The 19,518-nt window shown below is 70.9% G+C and carries 15 protein-coding genes and 2 pseudogenes; 7 read left to right on the top strand and 10 right to left on the bottom strand.

Going from position 1 to position 19,518, the window contains the following annotated elements; translation table 11 throughout:
- Window positions 1-93 precede the first annotated feature (93 nt).
- Window positions 94-582: a hypothetical protein gene (locus tag E6R60_RS07740; protein WP_136325687.1), complete on the bottom strand. Its 489-nt coding sequence runs from the start codon at window positions 580-582 to the stop codon at window positions 94-96.
- Between the two features lie 149 nt (window positions 583-731).
- On the opposite strand from E6R60_RS07740, the gene E6R60_RS07735 reads away from it, so the two are divergent.
- Window positions 732-3,146 (top strand): excinuclease ABC subunit UvrA, encoded by a 2,415-nt coding sequence (locus tag E6R60_RS07735; RefSeq protein ID WP_136325686.1) that lies wholly within the window; start codon window positions 732-734, stop codon window positions 3,144-3,146.
- A gap of 234 nt (window positions 3,147-3,380) precedes the next feature.
- Window positions 3,381-5,147, top strand: coding sequence for a glycosyl hydrolase family 18 protein (locus E6R60_RS07730; RefSeq protein WP_206309340.1), 1,767 nt, complete (start codon window positions 3,381-3,383; stop codon window positions 5,145-5,147).
- A 67-nt stretch (window positions 5,148-5,214) separates the two neighbouring features.
- Here E6R60_RS07730 and E6R60_RS07725 read toward each other — a convergent pair whose 3' ends face one another.
- The 3 genes and pseudogenes from E6R60_RS07725 to E6R60_RS07715 form a co-directional block, all read right to left on the bottom strand.
- Window positions 5,215-5,961: a succinate dehydrogenase/fumarate reductase iron-sulfur subunit gene (locus tag E6R60_RS07725; RefSeq protein ID WP_136325685.1), complete on the bottom strand. Its 747-nt coding sequence runs from the start codon at window positions 5,959-5,961 to the stop codon at window positions 5,215-5,217.
- On the bottom strand, window positions 5,958-7,907 hold the full coding sequence (locus tag E6R60_RS07720; protein ID WP_136325684.1) for a fumarate reductase/succinate dehydrogenase flavoprotein subunit: 1,950 nt from the start codon (window positions 7,905-7,907) through the stop codon (window positions 5,958-5,960). Before E6R60_RS07720 ends, E6R60_RS07725 begins: the two co-directional genes overlap by 4 nt.
- A gap of 1 nt (window position 7,908) precedes the next feature.
- A pseudogene (locus E6R60_RS07715) lies at window positions 7,909-8,547 on the bottom strand (succinate dehydrogenase); the annotation flags it as partial.
- A 163-nt stretch (window positions 8,548-8,710) separates the two neighbouring features.
- Between E6R60_RS07715 and E6R60_RS07710 the strand changes: the two are divergent.
- Window positions 8,711-9,631, top strand: a complete 921-nt coding sequence (locus E6R60_RS07710) for a LysR substrate-binding domain-containing protein (protein WP_136326004.1) — start codon at window positions 8,711-8,713, stop codon at window positions 9,629-9,631.
- Here E6R60_RS07710 and E6R60_RS07705 read toward each other — a convergent pair.
- From E6R60_RS07705 to E6R60_RS36965, 4 genes and pseudogenes are all read right to left on the bottom strand, one after another.
- A pseudogene (locus E6R60_RS07705) lies at window positions 9,583-11,745 on the bottom strand (EAL domain-containing protein); the annotation flags it as partial. The gene E6R60_RS07710 and the pseudogene E6R60_RS07705 sit on opposite strands and share 49 nt — an antisense overlap.
- On the bottom strand, window positions 11,742-12,560 hold the full coding sequence (locus tag E6R60_RS07700) for an SAM-dependent methyltransferase (protein ID WP_136325683.1): 819 nt from the start codon (window positions 12,558-12,560) through the stop codon (window positions 11,742-11,744). The pseudogene E6R60_RS07705 and the gene E6R60_RS07700, both read right to left, overlap by 4 nt.
- Before the next feature lie 278 nt (window positions 12,561-12,838).
- Complete coding sequence (locus E6R60_RS07695) at window positions 12,839-13,795, bottom strand: SCO0930 family lipoprotein (protein WP_136325682.1); 957 nt, start codon at window positions 13,793-13,795, stop codon at window positions 12,839-12,841.
- A gap of 339 nt (window positions 13,796-14,134) precedes the next feature.
- Window positions 14,135-14,422, bottom strand: coding sequence for a hypothetical protein (locus tag E6R60_RS36965; protein WP_206309339.1), 288 nt, complete (start codon window positions 14,420-14,422; stop codon window positions 14,135-14,137).
- A gap of 170 nt (window positions 14,423-14,592) precedes the next feature.
- Here E6R60_RS36965 and E6R60_RS07685 point away from each other — a divergent pair, with 170 nt between their 5' ends.
- Both E6R60_RS07685 and E6R60_RS07680 read left to right on the top strand, forming a co-directional pair.
- Window positions 14,593-15,360, top strand: coding sequence for a DUF4239 domain-containing protein (locus E6R60_RS07685; protein ID WP_136325681.1), 768 nt, complete (start codon window positions 14,593-14,595; stop codon window positions 15,358-15,360).
- 173 nt (window positions 15,361-15,533) lie between these two features.
- The gene (locus tag E6R60_RS07680; protein ID WP_136325680.1) at window positions 15,534-16,088 is read left to right on the top strand and encodes a hypothetical protein; all 555 of its coding nucleotides are present in this window, start codon (window positions 15,534-15,536) and stop codon (window positions 16,086-16,088) included.
- A gap of 94 nt (window positions 16,089-16,182) precedes the next feature.
- Here the strand turns inward: E6R60_RS07680 and E6R60_RS07675 are convergent, their stop codons facing one another.
- Window positions 16,183-16,899 carry a hypothetical protein gene (locus tag E6R60_RS07675; protein WP_136325679.1) on the bottom strand — a complete coding sequence of 239 codons (717 nt, stop codon included), beginning with the start codon at window positions 16,897-16,899 and terminating at the stop codon, window positions 16,183-16,185.
- A 313-nt stretch (window positions 16,900-17,212) separates the two neighbouring features.
- On the opposite strand from E6R60_RS07675, the gene E6R60_RS07670 reads away from it, so the two are divergent.
- Window positions 17,213-17,872, top strand: a complete 660-nt coding sequence (locus E6R60_RS07670) for a class F sortase (RefSeq protein WP_136325678.1) — start codon at window positions 17,213-17,215, stop codon at window positions 17,870-17,872.
- Between the two features lie 86 nt (window positions 17,873-17,958).
- Here the strand turns inward: E6R60_RS07670 and E6R60_RS07665 are convergent, their stop codons facing one another.
- A complete protein-coding gene (locus tag E6R60_RS07665; RefSeq protein WP_136325677.1) occupies window positions 17,959-18,804 on the bottom strand; it encodes a polysaccharide deacetylase family protein in 846 nt (281 codons plus the stop codon).
- Between the two features lie 164 nt (window positions 18,805-18,968).
- On the opposite strand from E6R60_RS07665, the gene E6R60_RS07660 reads away from it, so the two are divergent.
- Window positions 18,969-19,430: a universal stress protein gene (locus E6R60_RS07660; RefSeq protein ID WP_136325676.1), complete on the top strand. Its 462-nt coding sequence runs from the start codon at window positions 18,969-18,971 to the stop codon at window positions 19,428-19,430.
- The last annotated feature ends 88 nt before the right edge of the window (window positions 19,431-19,518 follow it).

Below are 19,518 nucleotides of genomic sequence, written 5' to 3'. Positions count from 1 at the left end.
CGGACGCGGGTGATCAGGCACTGCCGCCCCTGTCCGGCGCCGCGGGCCCGGTCCGGTGCCGCGGCGCCGATCAAGTGCCGTTCCGTGCGCTGATCAGGTACGTCCCTCGCGCTCCTGCGCGTCCTTCAAGGCGGGCGACGCGTGCGTCCAGCGGGCGCGCACCACCGCGAACCCGGCCCGTTCGGCGTCGTCGCAGACCAGTTCGTCGTCGTCCACCAGCATCCGCACCACGCGGTCCCGGCCCATCCGCTTCAGGAGCTCCAGCTTGGTCCTGCGGGCCGGCCGCCGGTCGTCGTCGCGCCGCATGTGAAGCCGCCCCTCGGGAAGCCCCTGCCGGGCCAGCCAGGCCACGGTGTCCTCACGGCAGCGCTCCGGCCTGCCGGTGAGGTAGACGACCTCGCACTCCTCGGCGCTGCTCACGACGAGCCGTACACCTTCGGACAGCGGCGGGTCGTCGGGGGCGGCGGAGAAGAAGGCGTCCCAGTCGCGCCGGGGACCCTCCAGGTAGTGCTGGCGGTGGGCGGTGTCCGCGAGCGTGCCGTCCAGATCGAATACGGCCAGCGGCCGGGCGTCGTGTCTCATGGACCCAGCAAACCAAGGAGCGCACGCGTCCGGCGATCCGGCACGGCGCGCGCGCCCGGCCCGTCCCCGGCGGCCGGCCCTTCCGCCGCCTAGGATCGAACCGTTTGTCCCGGTCAGCCCGCCCCGAACCGTACGGAGCCCCGCCCCCCATGCCCACCCCCCACGACCCGTACGTCAGGGTCCGCGGCGCACGCGAGCACAATCTGCGGGACGTCCGGGTCGACATCCCGCGCGACACCCTCACCGTCTTCACCGGCGTCTCCGGCTCCGGCAAGTCCTCGCTGGCCTTCGGAACGATCTACGCGGAGGCTCAGCGACGCTACTTCGAGTCCGTCGCCCCCTACGCGCGCAGGCTCATCCACCAGGTGGGCGCACCGAAGGTCGGCGAGATCACGGGGCTGCCGCCCGCCGTCTCGCTCGAACAGCGCCGCTCCGCACCCGGGGCCAGGTCGTCCGTCGGCACGGTGACCACCCTCTCCAACTCCCTGCGGATGCTCTTCTCCCGGGCCGGTGACTATCCGCAGGGGGCGGAACGGCTGGACTCGGACGCCTTCTCGCCGAACACCGCAGCCGGCGCCTGCCTCGAGTGCCACGGCCTCGGCCGCATCCACCGCACCACCGAAGACCTCCTGGTCCCCGACCCCGGGCTGTCCATCAGGGCCGGGGCGATCGCCGCCTGGCCGGGGGCGTGGCAGGGCAAGAACCTGCGCGACGTGCTGGACGCGCTCGGCTACGACATCGACCGGCCGTGGCGTGAGCTCGATCCGGCGGACCGCGAGTGGATCCTGTTCACCGACGAGCAGCCGGTGGTCACGGTCCATCCGGTGCGCGACGCGGGCCGGATCCAACGCCCCTACCAGGGCACGTACATGAGCGCGCGGCGCTATGTGATGCACACGTTCGCCGACTCCCGCAGCCGTACGCTGCGCGCCAAGGCCGAGCGTTTCCTGACCAGTGCGCCCTGCCCGGTCTGCGGCGGCACCCGGCTGCGGCCCGAGGCTATGGCCGTGACCTTCGCGGGCCGTACGATCGCGGAGCTGGCGGGCCTCCCCCTCACGGACCTCGCCGACGTGCTGTCGGCCGCGGGCGGGGGCGACACCGCCCGGGTGCTGACGGGGGATCTGCTCGCCCGGATCGGGACGGTCACCGAACTGGGGCTCGGCTATCTCAGCCTCGACCGTACGGCTCCGACGCTCTCCTCCGGTGAACTCCAGCGGCTGCGGCTCGCCACCCAGCTGCGCTCGGGGCTCTTCGGCGTCGTCTACGTCCTGGACGAGCCGTCGGCCGGGCTGCACCCGGCGGACACGGAGGCGCTGCTCGCGGTGCTCGGCCGGCTCAAGGAGGCCGGGAACACCGTCTTCGTCGTGGAGCACCAGATGGACGTCGTGCGGCAGGCGGACTGGCTGGTCGACGTCGGGCCGCTGGCCGGGGAGCACGGGGGCCGGGTGCTGCACAGCGGTCCGCCCGCGGGGCTCGCCGACGTCGCGGAGTCGGCGACACGGCGCTTCCTCTTCGACGACGCCCCCGCCCCCTTGCGTGAGGTGCGCACACCTTCGGGGTGGTTGCGGCTGCGCGGGGTGGACCGGCACAACGTGCGCGGGGTGGACGCCGCCTTCCCGCTCGGGGTGTTCACCGCCGTCACGGGGGTGTCGGGCTCGGGGAAGTCGACGCTGGTGGGCCAGGTGCTGGCCGGTGTGCTGGCCGACCGGCAGACCGCCGACGCTCCCCAGGAGCAGGCCGCGCCCGGCTGCGCCTCGGCGGAGGGGCTGGAGGCGGTGGACCGCCTGGTCCAGGTCGACCAGCGTCCCATCGGGCGTACCCCCCGCTCCAACCTGGCCACGTACACGGGACTCTTCGACGTCGTGCGCAGACTGTTCGCCGCCACGGACGTCGCTCGCGAGCGGGGCTACCGGGCCGGCCGGTTCTCGTTCAATGTGGCGGGCGGGCGGTGCGAGACCTGCCAGGGCGAGGGCTTCGTCTCGGTGGAGCTTCTCTTCCTGCCCAGTACGTACGCGCCCTGCCCCGACTGCCACGGCGCGCGGTACAAACCGGAGACACTCGGCGTCACGCTGCGCGGGCTGAACATCGCCCAAGTGCTGGACCTCACCGTGGAGTCGGCGGCCGGGTTCTTCGCGGACACGCCCGCCGCCGGACGCAGTCTGCGGACCCTGCTCGACGTGGGCCTCGGCTATCTCCGGCTCGGGCAGCCGGCGACCGAGCTGTCCGGCGGCGAGGCTCAGCGGATCAAGCTGGCGGCGGAACTGCAGCGCGCTCGCCGGGGCCACACCCTGTACCTGCTCGACGAACCGACGACGGGGCTGCATCCGGCCGATGTCGAGGTGCTGATGCGGCAGTTGCACGGGCTGGTCGACGCGGGGAGCACCGTCGTGGTGGTGGAGCACGACATGGCCGTGGTGGCGGGTTCCGACTGGGTGATCGACCTCGGCCCGGGCGGCGGCGACCGGGGCGGCCGGATCGTGGCCGCGGGACCGCCGGTGGACGTGGCCCGCGCACAGGAGAGCCGGACGGCCTCGTACCTCCGGGCCGCGCTCTCCCTCACCTGACCACAACTCCCTTTTGAGTGCGTCGAGTTGCCGCCACCGGCAAGCGTAGGGAAATGAAACAGTAAAGAACGTTGACAGTTAGCTGGTCCAGACCAATCATGGGCATGCCTCACGGTCGCTCCTTGCCGTGTGGCATGTGACCCCGGCCGGGCCTCACAGGAACGGGCCGCGCCCCCACCGGGCGCGGTCGAGCCGTGCGATCCCCCGTCGTCCCACCCCGCTGGGAGCTGCCCCATGAGACGTCCAAGAACAGCCGGCGCCCTCCTCGGCGCCTTGGCCACCGCCATCGCGTCCGCCGGCCTGGTCCTCGGATCAGGCGCCGGCGCACAGGCCGCCGCCACCGCCGCCACTCCCCTGCCCGCGCACGTCTTCGCCCCGTACTTCGAGGCGTGGAACGGCGACAGCCCTGCCGCGCTCTCCCAGGCGTCCGGCGCGAAGTACCTGACCATGGCCTTCATCCAGACGGAGGCGCGCGGCTCCTGCACGCCCTACTGGAACGGCGATGCGCAAACTCCCATCGCCTCTTCCGAGTTCGGTGCCGACTTCACCACCATCCGGTCGCGCGGCGGCGATGTGATCCCGTCGTTCGGCGGCTACGCGGCCGACAACGGCGGCACGGAGATCGCCGACAGCTGTACCAGCGTCGACTCCATAGCGGCGGCGTACGAGAAGGTCATCACGACCTACGACGTGTCGCGCCTCGACATGGACATCGAGGACAACTCGCTGGAGAACAGCGCCGGGATCGACCGCCGCAACAAGGCGATCAAGAAGGTCCAGGACTGGGCCGCCGCCAACGGGCGCTCGGTGCAGATCTCGTACACCCTGCCCACCACCACGAGCGGTCTGGCCGACAGCGGTCTCGCGGTGCTGGAGAACGCCGTGTCCAACGGCGCCGAGGTCGACGTCGTGAACCTCATGACGTTCGACTACTACGACGGCGCCGCGCACAACATGGCGCAGGACACCCAGACGGCCATCACCGGGCTCAAGGGCCAACTGGCCGATCTCTACCCGTCGAAGACCGACGCGCAGCTCTGGGGCATGACCGGCATCATCGAGATGCCGGGCATCGACGACTACGGCCCGGCCGAGACGTTCACCACGGCCCATGCCACCCAGGTCTACAACTGGGCCGTCTCCAAGGGCGTCAGCACCCTGTCGTTCTGGGCGCTCCAGCGTGACAACGGCGGATGCCCCGGCACCGGCGGCAGCGACAGCTGCTCCGGAATCGCACAGGACACCTGGTACTTCAGCCACACCTTCGCCCCGTTCACGAGCGGTGGCGGCGGTCCGGTGACGGACGACTACTCGGTGGCCGTGTCGCCCGGTTCGGCGACGGTCGCACCGGGTGGCTCGGCCACGGCCACCGTGAAGACGGCGGTCACCTCGGGCAGCGCCAAGACGGTCGCGCTGACGACGAGCGGGGCGCCGGCCGGAGTGACGGCGGCGCTCAGCCCGGCGTCGGTCACGGCCGGGGGTTCGTCGACGCTGAGCGTGAACGCGTCCGCGTCGGCCGCGCCCGGCACGTACACGGTCTCCGTGACCGGTACGGCGGGCACGCTCAGCCACACGGCGTCCTTCACCCTGACGGTCTCCGGACCGGGCGGCGGCACCGGATCGCTGGTCAACGGCGGCTTCGAGACAGGGTCGCTCGGTCCCTGGACCTGTGAGTCCGGCGCGACGGTCGTCTCCTCGCCCGTGCACGGCGGCACGCACGCGCTCGCCGTGGCCCCCACCTCGTCGCAGACCGGCGAGTGCACCCAGACGCTGACCCTGTCCCCCCACACCAAGTACACGCTGAGTGGCTGGGTGCAGGGGAACTACGGCTACCTCGGTGTCCGGGGCGGAGCCACGGCGAGTACCTGGGGCACGTCGAGCGGCTACACCAAGCAGTCGGTCGCCTTCACCACCGGGGCGAACGGCACGGTGACCGTCTATCTGCACGGCTGGTACGGGCAGGGCACGGTCTACGGGGACGACCTCTCCGTGACCTCCTGACCCGCCCGGAGGTGCGGGACTTCCCGGTCCCGGAGGCGAGCGGCCTCCGGGCCCGGGATTCCGGTGCTCAGCGGTGAACCTTGCGGGCCGCCCGCAGCCACTCCTTGTTCATGGCGGAGATCGACGGCAGCGGAATGCCCTTCGGGCAGGCGGTGGCGCACTCACCGGTGAGCGTGCACCCGCCGAATCCCTCGCTGTCCATCTGGCCCACCATGTCCAGGACCCGGGTCTCGCGCTCGGGAGCGCCCTGCGGAAGCACGTTGAGGTGGTTGACCTTCGCCGAGGTGAACAGCATCGCGGAGCCGTTGGGGCAGGCCGCGACGCAGGCGCCGCAGCCGATGCACTCGGCGTGCTCGAAGGCGAAGTCCGCGTCCGGCTTGGGCACGGGGGTCGCATGGGCGTCGGGCGCCGTACCGGTCGGGGCGGAGATGTAGCCGCCGGCCTGGATGATCCGGTCGAAGGCCGAACGGTCCACGACCAGGTCCTTGACGACCGGGAAGGCCGAGGCGCGCCACGGCTCGATGTCGATCGTGTCGCCGTCGCGGAACGAGCGCATGTGGAGCTGGCAGGTCGTGGTGCGCTCCGGGCCGTGGGCGTCGCCGTTGATGACGAGGCTGCACGCGCCGCAGATGCCCTCGCGGCAGTCGTGGTCGAAGGCGACGGGGTCGTCGCCGGCGAGGATCAGCTCCTCGTTGAGGGTGTCGAGCATCTCCAGGAACGACATGTCCTGCGAGATGCCGTCCACCTCGTACGTGGACATGGCGCCGGGGGCGTCGGTGTTCTTCTGGCGCCAGACGCGCAGGGTGAGCTTCATGCGTAGCTCCGCTGAGTGGGGTGGACGTACTCGAAGACGAGGTATTCCTTGTGCAGGACGGGCGGCTCGCCGGTGGCGGCGAACTCCCAGGCCGCCGCATACGAGAACTCCTCGTCGCGGCGGGCGGCCTCACCGTCCGCGGTCTGCGACTCCTCGCGGAAGTGGCCTCCGCAGGACTCCGCGCGGTGCAGGGCGTCAAGGCACATGAGCTCGGCGAGCTCCAGGTAGTCGACGATGCGGTTGGCCTTCTCCAGCGACTGGTTGAACTCGGCGCCGGTCCCCGGGACCTTGATGCGGCGCCAGAACTCATCCCGGATCTGCGGGATCCGGCCGAGGGCCTTGCGCAGTCCCTCCTCGGTGCGGGCCATCCCGCAGTACTCCCACATGAGTTCGCCGATCTCCCGGTGGAACGAGTCCGGGGTGCGGTCGCCGTCGACGGCCAGCAGCAGGTTGAGCCGGTCCTCGGTCTCGGCGACGGCCTCCTCCACGGCGGGGTGGGAGGCGTCGACCTCCTCGTGGTGCGGATGGCGTGCCAGGTAGTCGTTGATCGTCGAGGGCAGGACGAAGTAGCCGTCGGCGAGCCCCTGCATGAGCGCGGACGCGCCGAGCCGGTTGGCGCCGTGGTCGGAGAAGTTGGCCTCACCGATCGCGAACAGACCGGGGACCGTGGTCTGGAGGTCGTAGTCGACCCAGAGTCCGCCCATCGTGTAGTGCACGGCCGGATAGATCCGCATGGGGGTCTCGTACGGGTTCTCCGCGGTGATCTGCGCGTACATGTCGAAGAGGTTGCCGTACTTCTCCTCGACCTTCGCGCGCCCCATCCGTGCGATGGCCTCGGCGAAGTCCAGGTAGACACCCTGGCCCCCGGGTCCGACGCCGCGGCCCTCGTCGCAGACGTTCTTCGCGGCGCGGGAGGCGATGTCACGCGGTACCAGGTTGCCGAAGGCGGGGTAGATGCGCTCCAGGTAGTAGTCGCGCTCGTCCTCGGGGATCTCGTTCGCGGGGCGGGTGTCCCCCTTGGCCTTCGGCACCCAGATGCGCCCGTCGTTGCGGAGCGACTCGCTCATCAGCGTCAGCTTGGACTGGTGGTCGCCGGTGCGCGGGATGCAGGTGGGGTGGATCTGGGTGAAGCAGGGGTTGGCGAAGTAGGCGCCGCGCCGGTGGGCGCGCCAGATGGCGGTGGCGTTGGAGTTCATGGCGTTGGTCGACAGGTAGAAGACGTTGCCGTAGCCGCCGCTGGCCAGCACGACCGCGTCGGCGAAGTAGGTGTCGATCTTCCCGGTGACCAGATCGCGGGCGACGATGCCGCGGGCCCTGCCGTCGACGACGATCAGGTCGAGCATCTCGGTACGGGGGTGCAGTTCGACGTTGCCCGCGGCGATCTGGCGGGACAGTGCCTGGTAGGCGCCGAGGAGCAGCTGCTGCCCGGTCTGGCCGCGTGCGTAGAAGGTGCGGGAGACCTGGACGCCGCCGAAGGACCGGTTGTCGAGGAGGCCGCCGTACTCGCGGGCGAACGGGACGCCCTGCGCCACGCACTGGTCGATGATCTCGACGGAGATCTGGGCGAGACGGTGGACGTTGGACTCGCGGGCGCGGAAGTCGCCGCCCTTGACGGTGTCGTAGAAGAGCCGGTGGACCGAGTCGCCGTCGTTGCGGTAGTTCTTCGCCGCGTTGATGCCGCCCTGGGCGGCGACCGAGTGGGCCCGGCGGGGCGAGTCCTGGAAACAGAACTGCACGACGTGGTAGCCCTGTTCGGCCAGTGTCGCCCCTGCCGAGCCGCCCGCCAGACCCGTGCCCACGACGATGACGGTGTGCTTGCGGCGGTTGGCCGGGTTGACCAGTCTGGCCTCGAAGCGGCGGGTGTCCCAGCGTTCGGCGACGGGGCCGCCGGGGGCCTTGGTGTCGGCGACCGGCGCCCCGGTCGCGTAGTCCGTGTAGTCGTTCATGTCAGCTCACCACTCCGGTCATGACGGCGACGGGTACGGAGACGAAGCCCACCGTCAGCGCGAGCGCGAGGACGTTGGCGAGGGTCTTCAGGAAGCGGTCGCGGGTCGCGCGGCCCGCCCCGAGGGTCTGCGCCGCGCTCCAGAACCCGTGCTGGACGTGCAGCCCCATGGCGAGCATGGCGACGATGTAGACGACGTTGCCGTACCAGGTGGAGAAGGTGTCGATGACGTTCTGGTACGGATGCCCGGACTGGAAGCCGCCCGAGTGCACGGTGCCGGTCGTGAGGTCGAGGATGTGCCAGACGATGAACAGCGCCATGATGATGCCGCCGTAGCGCATCGTGCGGGTCGCGTAGCTCGCGCGCGGCTTCTTGTGCACGTACGTGACGGGGCGGGCCCTGAGGTCACGCCTGCTGAGCTGGTACGCGGAGACCACGTGCAGGACCACCGCGGCCACCAGCACGACACGGACGATCCACAGCGCCCACTCGTGGTGGAGGAACGGCTCGCCCATCACCCGCAGCCAGTGCGCGTAGCCGTTGAACTCGTCGGAACCGAAGAAGATCTTCAGATTGCCGACCATGTGGACGACCAGGTACAGGAGCATGATCAGACCGCTCACGGCCATGATCGTCTTCTTGCCGACGGTCGAGTCCCAGAGCGTGCGCGTCATGGAGGGCCGTCGGTCCGTCCGGGTTGCCAGTGCCATGGACACGACGCTAGGGCCCGAGGGCCCGATCGGTCCAAGACATGGAACGCCTGATGTCCATAGGATCCCTCTATCGAGAGCGGTAGGATGGCGTATGCAGTTCCAGCAGCTCATGTACTTCGTCGCCGTCGCCGAGGCCCGGCACTTCACCCGCGCCGCGGAGGAGGTGCACGTCTCGCAGCCCTCGCTCTCGCAGCAGATCAGGGCCCTGGAGAAGGAACTGGGCGCCGAGCTGTTCAGCCGGGCCCGGGGGAACATCACGCTGACGGACGCGGGCGAGGCCCTGCTGCCGCTCGCCCGGCGCATCCTGGCCGACGCCGACACCGCACGCCACGAGGTCCAGGAGCTGGCCCAGCTGCGCCGCGGCCGGGTCAGACTGGGGGCGACGCCCAGCGTCTGCACCGGTCTGCTGCCTGATGTGCTGCGCGCTTTCCACGACCTGCATCCCGGGATCCAGCTGCTGCTGGAGGAGGGCGGCTCGCACGACCTCGTGAGGGAACTGGCGCGGGGCGCACTCGACCTCGCCCTGCTGGTGCTGCCGCTGCCCGCGGCCTCACCGGCGCTGACCACCGTCGAGCTGCTGCGGGAGGACCTGGTGGTGGTCTCGTCGGCGGACGGCCCCCGGCCCGGCCGGGGCGGCACGGTCCGGATCGCCGATCTCCAGGGCGAGCCGCTGGTGATGTTCCGGCACGGATACGACCTGCGGGAGCTGACGGTCGCCGCCTGCCGCGCCGAGGGCTTCGAGCCCTCGTTCACGGTGGAGGGCGGCGAGATGGACGCCGTGCTCGGCTTCGTCCGCGCCGGCCTGGGTATCGCGGTCGTACCGAGCATGGTCGCCACCCGGGCGGGCCGGGACCTGCGGACGACACCGCTGGCCCGGCCGGGGCTGCGCCGCACGATCGCGCTGGCGCACCGCAGCGACGTGGCCCCGCCCCGGGCGGCGCGGGAGCTGCAGCGGGTGCTCCTGGCCAGCCGCAGGGAGTGGATCCGGTCCGGCGCACCGGGGCGCGCGTAATACCAGCCCTGGGCCGTGTCGCAGCCCAGCTTCCTTAGCTGCTCCGCCTGGGCCGCCGTCTCCACGCCTTCCACGGTCACGGCCAGGTCCAGACTGTGCGCGAGGGAGACGATCCCCTCGACTATCTTCAGGTCCACCGGGTCGGCCGGATGGTGCTGCATCCCCTGGGTGAAGGAACGGTCCAGCTTCAGCACGCTCACCGGCAGCCGCCGCAGGTTCGCCAGGTTGGAGTAGCCGGTTCCGAAGTCGTCGAGGGCGATGTCGACGCCCATCTCGGCCAGTTGCCTCAGCGGCTTGAGCAGGTCCTCGTCCGCCCCGATGAGCGCCGACTCGGTGACCTCCAGGCACAGCGCCCCGGCTTCGAGTCCCGAACGCTCCAGGACGTCGACGGTCTCCGCGACCAGCCGCGGATGGTGCAGCTGGGCCGGTGAGAGGTTGACGTTGATCCGCAACGGACCGCCGTCGGTGTGCCGCTCCTGCCAGAAGTTGGCCTGCCGTACGGACTCCTCCAGCACCCAGCGCCCCAGCGGCACGATCAGCCCGGTGTGCTCGGCGAGGGCGATGAACCGGTCGGGCCCGAGCACCCCGTGCTGCGGGTGGCACCAGCGCACCAGCGCCTCGGCGCCGTGCACCGAGCCGTCGTCCAGGTGCACCAGCGGCTGGTACTCGATGAAGAACTCACCGCGCTCCAGCGCCGCCGGCAGCGCCGTGGTCAGTCCGTGCCGGGTGATGGCGCGCGCGTCCGCCTCGGCGTCGGCGAGCTCGAACCGGTTGCCGCCCGCGGACTTGGCCCGGTACATCGTGATGTCGGCGCTGCGCAGCACCTCCGCGGCGCTGCGTTCGCCGGCCGGCCCCTCGACGACTCCGATGGACCCGCGGACGGTGAGCTCGCGCCCGTCGAGGCGGATCGGCGCGGCGAGCGCGCTGAGGATCCGGCAGGCGAGCTCGTCGACCTCCTGCGCGGTGTCGGGGCCCGTGGTCAGTGCCACGAACTCGTCGCCGCCGAGGCGTGCCACCATCTCGCCGGGCGCGGTCGCGCAGCTCTGCAGCCGGTCGGCGACCTCGACCAGCAGCCGGTCGCCCGAGGCGTGGCCCAGGCTGTCGTTGATCGCCTTGAAGCCGTCCAGGTCCAGATAGCAGAGACCGAACCGGTTCCCGTCACCCGCCGAGAGCGCCTTCTCCAGGCGCTCGAAGAAGAGCGTCCGGTTCGGCAGGCCGGTGAGCGCGTCGTGCGTGGCCTCGTACCGCAGCCGCAGATTGAGCAGCCGCCGCTCGGTGGTGTCCTCCATGAGGGCCAGCTGGTACTCCGGCCGGCCCTCGGAGTCGCGCAGCAGCGACACCGTCAGATTGGTCCACAGGACGGTGCCGTCGTTTCGGTAGTACGGCTTCTCGACCCGGTAGTGCTCGCGTTCGCCGCATACCAGCTCGTTGTAGTACTTCCAGACCTGCGGGGAGTCCTCGGGGTGGACCCACTCGTTCACGCGGTGGCTGAGGACGTGGTTCTCGAGGCCGCCGAACATCCGGGTGAGGGTGTCGTTGACCTCCAGTACGTTGCCGTCCAGGTCGGCTATGCCGATGCCGATGGCCGCGTCCTTGAACACGGCCCTGAAGCGCGCCTCCGTCGCGTGGAGTGCCTGTTCGGCCTGGGAGCGCGCCGTGAGCGCGGAGCGGGCGATCGCCTCCTGCTCGGTGAGCGTCCGCTCGCGCAGGGCCTGCGAGAAGCCGCCCGCGACCGCGTGCTGGATCCGCGCGCAGCGGGACCGGCTGTCCTCCGTCGACAGCGCGGCCGGGCCGTTGCTGCCGCAGTAGAGCACCAGGTACGAGTCGACGACGCCGAGTGTGGAGCTGAGCGCGTCCGGGTCCGTGCAGTGCGCCGCGACGAGGGCGGTGCCCACACCGCTCGCGGCCGCCGGGTCGAAGGGGCGGGCGTGCAAGGTGTCGCTGAGCGTCCGAGCCAGGGGGAGCAGGTGCTGCTCGAACTCCGGCCGGGTCATGGAGGTGGCCGTCGACGGAAAGATCGCCCGGCTCCAGATCGTGGCGAATCTTCGGAGCCGGTCCTCGGGACCGTCCGGTTCCGCGTCCGGGGCTCCGGACGCCTGGGCGGGAATGGTCACGCCTTGCGTCCCACTCCAGCGAAGCCCGAGAAGGCGTACGGGTCCTCGTTCTCCTGCACGACGGGCGTCTCGGGACGCCAGTCCGGCATCGCCACGAGTCCGGGCTCGACCATCTCGTAGCCGTCGAAGAACCGGCCGACCTCGTCGCGGGAGCGCATGACCAGCGGGTTGCGGATGTCCTTGTACACCCCCACCGCGCCGCCGGCCTCTTCCCTCGTCAGCGGGATCCCCTCGTACGAGGCGTGGGTGACGATGAGGAGGCTTCCGGGGGCCAGGATGTCGCGGAGGGCGGCGACGGCCGCGTGCGGCTCGTCGGCGTCCTCGATGAAGTGGAGTACGGCTACGAGCAGCAGCGCCACCGGACGGTCGAAGTCGAGGAGCTTGGAGACGTCGGGATTGTCGCGGATCTCGTCGGGCCGCCGCAGGTCGGCGGCGGCGATCACCGCACGGTCGTTGCCTTCGAGCACAGCCTGGCTGTGGGCGACCGCGACCGGGTCGTGGTCGACGTAGGCGACCTTGGCCCGGGGGTCGATCGCCTGCGCGACCTCGTGCACGTTCCCGAAGGTCGGTATCCCGGAGCCGATGTCCAGGAACTGCGTGACGCCCTCATCCAGCGCGAAGCGCACGGCGCGGCGCATAAAGGCCCGGTTCGCCTGCATGATCTTGGGAAGTCCCGGCATGAACTCCATGGCCTTGCGGGCCGCTTCCCGGTCCACCTCGAAATTGTGCGAGCCGCCCAGATAGAAGTCGTACATTCGGGACACGCTCGGCACAGAAATGTCAATGCCGTGCGGTGCCCAGGCGGGACGCTCCATCGATGTCTCCAACAAGTCGCCTCGGTGATCCGGCCATGTTCATGGTCAGTATTGACCAGAGGCTACTGACCCACCACCAGGAGGGCGAGAGGAAACGGAAATTAGCGGTCCGTTATTGGTCACACACCAGTGGCATGTGCAACCGTCCCGTCGCTGCGGGTGACATTCGGCGGCGGAAGGGCGTGGAGGGATCCACGTGGAACTCGGAACGGCCGGCGCGGGGCGGGCGGCTTCGCGTCGCCGGTCCCGCGAAGCCGCCCGCCCCGCGTCGGCCGTTCCTACTTCGACGCGCCGACCAACTTCGCCTGGGGGGACACCGCGTACCAGGTTCCGCCGACGCCCTGCCCCTTGGTGTCACCGGGTTTCACGTCCCCGGAGAAGGTATAGATGGGCCAGCAGTCGATGGCCTGCTGCTTGAGTCCGTCCGGCCGGTCGAAGGTGACGAATCCCTTCGTGGTGACACCCTTCACGTCATTCTTCTCGCCCGGGGCGACAACCGGCCACTTCGAAAGACACGCCCCCGTGCAGGCCGACTTCATCGGCCACGCCACGTCCTTCTTGAAGCGGTAGACCGTCATGCCGCGCTTGTCCACGACGATATCGCCGAGTTTCGGATCCTTGCGCACCGAGAGTCCCGCGAGGTCCGCCGGCTCGGCGCCGGAAGGGCCGTCTGCGTTCAGCGCCGCCTTCTTGCCGTCGGGCGCCGAGGCGAACCAGGTGCCGCCCACCCCCTGCCCCAGGGCGTCACCCGGCGCGGCGTCCTTGGCGAACCGGTACATCGGCCAGCCCGCCAGGGTGAGTTGCTGACTGCCGTCGGCCCGCGTGACCTTGCCGACGAGTGACCCATCGGTCCCGGCCGCGGCCGTGACATTGCCCGCCGGCACCGGCGGCCAGGCTTTCGCGCAGTCGCCTTCGCAATTCGACCGGGGCGGGCTCGCGGTGTCCTTGTCGAAGCGGTAGAGCGTGAATCCCTCGCTGTCCGTCAGCACTTTGCCGAGCTTCTTGCTGTCCCACACCGCGAGCTGACCGGCCTGCTTCGCCGAGCCGGTCTCCGTCGTCGTGCCGGAGCCGTATCCGCTGTCCGCCCCGTAGCTGTCCGCGGCCTGCCCGGCCGGGCTCGCGTTGCCCACATTCTGGCCGGGGGACTCCGTGGCCTTGTCCTGACCGCACGCCGTCGTCAGCGCCAACAGGGTCACCGCAGTCACCGCGAGCGAGGCGTTCCGCCAGGTGTTCATGTCAACTCCCGTAGTACTTCTGCCAGTTGCGACGCGGGTTCGCGCCGTTCATGGCCCTAGATACGGGCGCCGGGCCACTCTTTGTTCAATGCGTACTCAGATTCTTCCGGAGCCGCAAACACCCGATGCCCAAGATCCGCCCCATCAGGCGAATCCGCGGCGTTCCGGGCGTGTCCGGCCGCGGCCCGGAACATGCTCCCGTCGTGTACGGATCACTCATCGGCCGGCTCACCGCGGCCGTCGCACTCACCTGGCTGCTGACCGCCCCGACGCCCGCGCTGGCGGACAACTGCTCGTACGCCTCGATCGGTGACGACGAGGGCGGGGTGGCGGTGGCCGTCAGCGGCGACGGCGACTGCCGGGCCGGGCCGGCACCGGAGCCCGCTCCCCCGCCCACCCCGAAGCCGAAACCCCCGCCACCGCCACCCCCGCCACCTCCGCCACCTCCGCCACCTCCGCCACCTCCGCCACCTCCGCCACCTCCGCCACCTCCACCACCTCCTCCGCCCCCGACGCCCCCACCGCCCCCACCGCCCCCTGCCGCGCCCGTGGAGCCGGCGCCCGCACCGCCACCGCCTCCCCGTCCGTCTCCGCCTGCTCCGACCCCGTCGCCCACGCCCTCAGCACGCCCGTCACCCCTCGCCCCCGTGGCGCTTCCCTCGTACCGCAGACCCGTGAGGAAGGAACCGGAACGCCACACCTCCCTGGTCACGCTCACTTTGATGATCACCGCCCCCGCAGTGTTCGCCGTCGCCGTACTGCGGCCCCGTTCTTCCCGATGACCTCCGGAGGCACCCATGTCGGAATGGCTGGTTCTCACCCTCGCCATGGCCGCGGCCAGCACCGTCGTGCTGACCATCGCCGTACTCAACAACCGCCGGCTGCCCGAGGACGACGACCCGTCCGAGACACCTGACGTCATCGAGTACATGACGATGATGATCGGAGTGGTGTACGCGATCGTGCTGGGCCTCGCCATCGCGGGCGTCTGGGAGGGACGCGGCGCCGCCCAGGAGTACGTACGCCAGGAGGCGCAGGCGCTGCACGAGGTCAGCGCGCGCTCCTCCGTCTACCCGGCCGAGGTCCGCACCCGGATCCGCGCGGATGTCGACGCCTATGTCAGCTATGTGGTGCACGACGAGTGGCGGACCATGAGCGAGCACGGGACGCTCGGCGACCGGGGCGCAGAGCTCCTCGGCCGAGTGCGCGCCGACGTCACGGACTACCGGCCGAAGACGGACCACGAGGGGCAGGCCTACCAGCCGCTCGTCGACCAGGTCGCCGCGGCCGACGACGCCCGCCACGCCAGGGGGCAGAGCGCCGGCGCCACGATGCCGGGCGTCGTCTGGTTCGGGCTGATCACGGGAGCGCTGGTGACGGTGGGGCTGATCTTCACCCTGCAGATTCGCCGCACGTTCCGGGAACTCCTGCTGGCCGGTCTCTTCAGTGTGCTGATCGCCTTCCTCCTCTTCCTGATCTGGGACTTCGACGCGCCCTTCGGGCGAGGCATCTCCGCCACCGCCGCACCGTTCCTCGATCTGTTCCCCGGCGCGGCGGGGAAATAGGAGCACCCGGTCCCCCGGAGGTGCGCCGCCCGGGGGACACCGGTGCCCCATTCGCCGGACCCCGATCGCGGGCGTAATACACCACTTCTAGCGTTGCGCCCATCGAGGTGCATTTCTGACGCTTTGTGGAAATCCGTTCCGCAGCTGCTCCTCGGGGACCCGGAGGATTCACCATGCGCGCAATACGTGTCACCCCCGTCGCTCTGCTCGGCGCCGCCGCACTCGCCCTGACCGCTCCGGCCGTGACCGCGCATGCCGCTATCGCGGGCGGTCCGTCCGACCCCGGGAGCGGATACACCGTCACGCCTTCGGTGGTCGCGCCCGGCGGCCAGGTCACCCTGGCGGCCAGAGCCTGCTCCACCACGGCCACGGCGACCTCCGGGGTGTTCGACACCGTCACCATCCCCCGGGGCGGTACGGGCAGGGCGACGGTCGACTCGGACGCCAAGCCGGGCGCCGTCTATCAGGTGACGTTCACCTGCAACACGTCGCCGAGCTCCACGGCGCACGTGAACCTCACGATCAGCGCTGCCACGAGCACGCCCACCACCAGCTCGACGAGCTCCGCGGTGTCCACGGCCTCCCCGGCCGGTGTGCAGGGTGGTCTCGGCGGCAGCATCGACAGCATGAACTCCGGCGAGATCGTGGCCGGCACCGCGCTGGCCGTGGCTGCCGCCGCCGGCACCGTCTTCGTGGTGCGGCGGCGCAAGGAGAGCCGCTCGCACTGACCGGCGCCGCAGACCGATAACCGAAGTCGCCCCGGGTCCTCGTGGAGGACCCGGGGCGACTTCGGTTATCGGTCCGGTGGGTGCGTCGCTACCGTCAGACCGCCCCATTGCTGGTCCTCCGGCGGCGCACGACGTACATGCCTCCGCCGAGGGCCGCCGAGGCGACCAGTCCGGCGCCGACGCCCATCTCCGTGGGGCTCGCGGCCATCGAACCGCCGAAACCGCCCTGCGCGCCACGGCTGTTGAGCACGGTGAAGCGGTGGCCGGCCGTCCGGTCGGTGCCGTCGCAGCGCACCGTCAGGTTGTAGGTGCCGGGCGTCGCGTCGTTGAAGATCCGGACCCTGGCGTGGCCGACCCGGCCGGCCGAGAGCCTCGTGGTCCGGAACGCGTTGGACGAGACACTGCCACCGCGCCCGCAGCCCTCGGCGCTGACCTGCATGGCAGCGCCCTGGTGCACGCGCTCGGGGTCGACGGTCACGTTGTTCGGCCCGTTGTTGCGGCCGTTGCCGTTCCCGTTCCCGTTCCCGTTGCCGTTCCCGTTGCCGTTCCCGTTCCCGTTCCCGTTCCCGTTCCCGTTGCCGTTCCCGTTGCCGTTCCCGTTGCCGTTGCCGTTCCCGTTGCCGTTGCCGTTCCCGTTGCCGTTGCCGTTGCCGCCTCCGTTGTCCCAGTCGCCGGGGTCGTTCCAGTCGTTCTGGCTGTTGCCGTTGTTCTGGCCGTTCCCGACGTCTCCGCCGGCAGCCGCCATCGGAGCACCGAGCCCGAGAGCGGCGACGGCGGTCGCGGCGACAACGAGAGCGCGTGTAGCACGCATCGTTCGAACCTCCAGCGGGAAGCGCCCCGGAGCTCTGTGCACCGGGATGGTTCGACGAGAACGCCTCCCATGACGAACCATCACCAGTTCCTTGATCCGCCGCATTTCGGGACTGCTCCACCCCGGTGATCCGACACGCCGCGCGGACAGCCGCGCACCTGACGGACTCGCAGGTCACCGGCCGTCAGAATATTTGTCCTGTTACTACTCCGATGAGCAGTCCGTCGGATCGCCGCCACCCGTTCGCACGTCTGTGAATGCCGTGCGACCGCCCCGGGCCTAGCGTTCCCTTCGTCGCGACGAAGGGAGAACCATGGGCCGGGACAACTGGCGCCCCGAACGGATCAGACACTCGCCGTGGGGCGCGCTCGCGCTGGCGATGCTCACCGGTCTCGCCATGATGCGGAACGGTGCGGACCTCTCGCCCGGACCGCCGCAGCCGGTGGCCGCCGCCTCGGTGGGCCACCAGAAGGTCGCCCCCGGAGCCCCGGTGGCCGGCCCGGCCGTGAAGCCGCTGGCGTACGCGCCCGTGGAACGCCTGTCCATCCCCTCCATCGGGGTCGACGCACCGGTCATCGATGTGAATCTCGACGCGAACGGCTGGATCGAGACGCCGCCCCCGCAGGACCCCAACCTGGCCGGCTGGTACCAGAACGGCATCGCCCCGGGCCAGCTCGGCACCTCCGTCATCGTCGGCCACGTCGACAACCAGGCGGGGCCCGCCGTCTTCTACGGGCTGGGCTCCCTGAAGAAGGGCAACCGCGTCGAGGTCACTCGCAGCGACGACCGGGTCGCGGTGTTCGAGGTCTACGGCGTCGAGGTGTTCTCCAAGAACGACTTCCCCGGCGCCCGGGTGTACGGCGACACGGGACAGGCGGAACTGCGGGTCATCACCTGCGGCGGCGGGTACACGAAGGCCAACGGCTACGACGGCAACGTGGTGGCGTTCGCCCGCTTGATCGACACGCGCTGACGGCTGCTGCCGGGAAGCCGCGGTCCCGCTCCGGGCCCCGCGCCTCCCGGCCCCCGGCCCGCCCCAGGCAGCGACCGCCGCACACCTCAGCGGCGCTGCGGCACCGTGATCCGGTACCCCTCGTCGAGCAGCTCCGGCAGATAGCGGCGCAGCGCCGCCACGCTCTGCGAGCGGTCGCCGCCCGCGTCGTGCGAGAGCACCACGACTCCCGGTCCCGCGCCCTGCGCGACCCGGCGGACGATGGTGTCGGCGCCCGGCTCGGTCCAGTCCAGGGTGTCCACCGACCAGGCCATCGGCTCCATGCCCAGGGCGGCCCCGATCTCGAACGAGTTCCGGTTCCAGGCCCCGTAGGGCGCCCGGTACCAGAGCGGCGGAGCGCCGGTCACCTTCTCGATCACGTCGCTGGTACGGCCCAGCTCATCGGTGACACCGGCCCGGGAAAGCCTGGTCACCAGCGGGTGGGTCCACGAGTGGTTGCCCACCGTGTGCCCCTCGTCGGCGATCCTGCGGACCAGGTCCTGGTTGTCGTGGGCCATCTCCCCGCAGAGGAAGAACATGGCCCGTACGTCGTGCCGGCGCAGCGTGTCCAGGATGTGCGGGGTGTACAGCGGATCGGGCCCGTCGTCGAAGCTCAGCACCATGGCCCGGCCGATGTCGGGCAGTTCCTCGATGGGCCGGGTGCGGACCGGTGGCGCCGCCGGACGGTAGCGGGGCGGGCTGCCCGCGGTCATGGGCCGCAGCCGGTAGGAGAGCGGCTGGGTCCGCAGGGCGGCCGCCTGCGGACCGGCCGCGGCGGCCGTCGGCTGAGCGGGACGCCGGAACGGGGCACCGGCGGAGTCCGCCGCGACCAGGCGCACGACAGTGGCGGCGCCCAGCCCGGCGGCCAGCCTCAGCAGCGTTCTGCGCGTCGGCGGCATCTGATCGTTCTTCATGACCCACTGCTCGCACGTCCGCTCTGCCGCCCTTCCTCACGACACCGTTCAGGGCGGGTTTTGCACCCGATGGAGGGAGCGCGTCGGCGCATCCGGCAGCAGCGCACCGGGGCACTCGGGAGCCCGGAAGGGGGCCGGCCGGAGGAACCGATAACCTCACTGCCGTGACAGACCAGCAGTCCCACCAGTTCGAACGTGGCACAGACGGCCCGAAAGTGATCGTCGCCGGCATCGACGGCTCCGAATCCTCCATGCGCGCCGCGGCGTATGCCGCAGGCCTCGCCCGTCGGCAGCGGGCGATGCTCGCCCTCGTCTACGTCCAGCCCGTGCTGACGGCGGGTGCCGCACTCGGTGCGCCGGTCGGTGATGCCACGGGGGACGTCGCGGAGGGCCTGGTGAGCGAGATCCGGGCGTCCACGGAGCGGATGAAGGACATATGGGATGTGCGCTGGGAGTTCCACACCTTCCGCGGTGACCCCTACAACGGCCTGGTGACGGCTGCGGACGAGCTGAAGGCGGACGCCGTCGTGGTGGGCGCCTCCGAGTCGGCGGGGCACCGGTTCATCGGTTCGGTGGCCGTCCGGCTGGTGAAGGCCGGGCGGTGGCCCGTCACCGTGGTTCCCTGACCCCTCCGCCGCTTCCCCCTGCTCGCAGCGGCCCCGAGTCACCCCCGCCCGACCGTTCACCGCACCATTCGCCGCTCCGTGCGACCGC

This window comes from Streptomyces sp. A0642, from assembly GCF_004795105.1.
In the GTDB taxonomy this organism is placed as follows: Bacteria; Actinomycetota; Actinomycetes; order Streptomycetales; family Streptomycetaceae; genus Streptomyces.
Note: the sequence above shows the minus strand (reverse complement) of the source record. Positions and strands in the feature narration are given on the sequence as shown.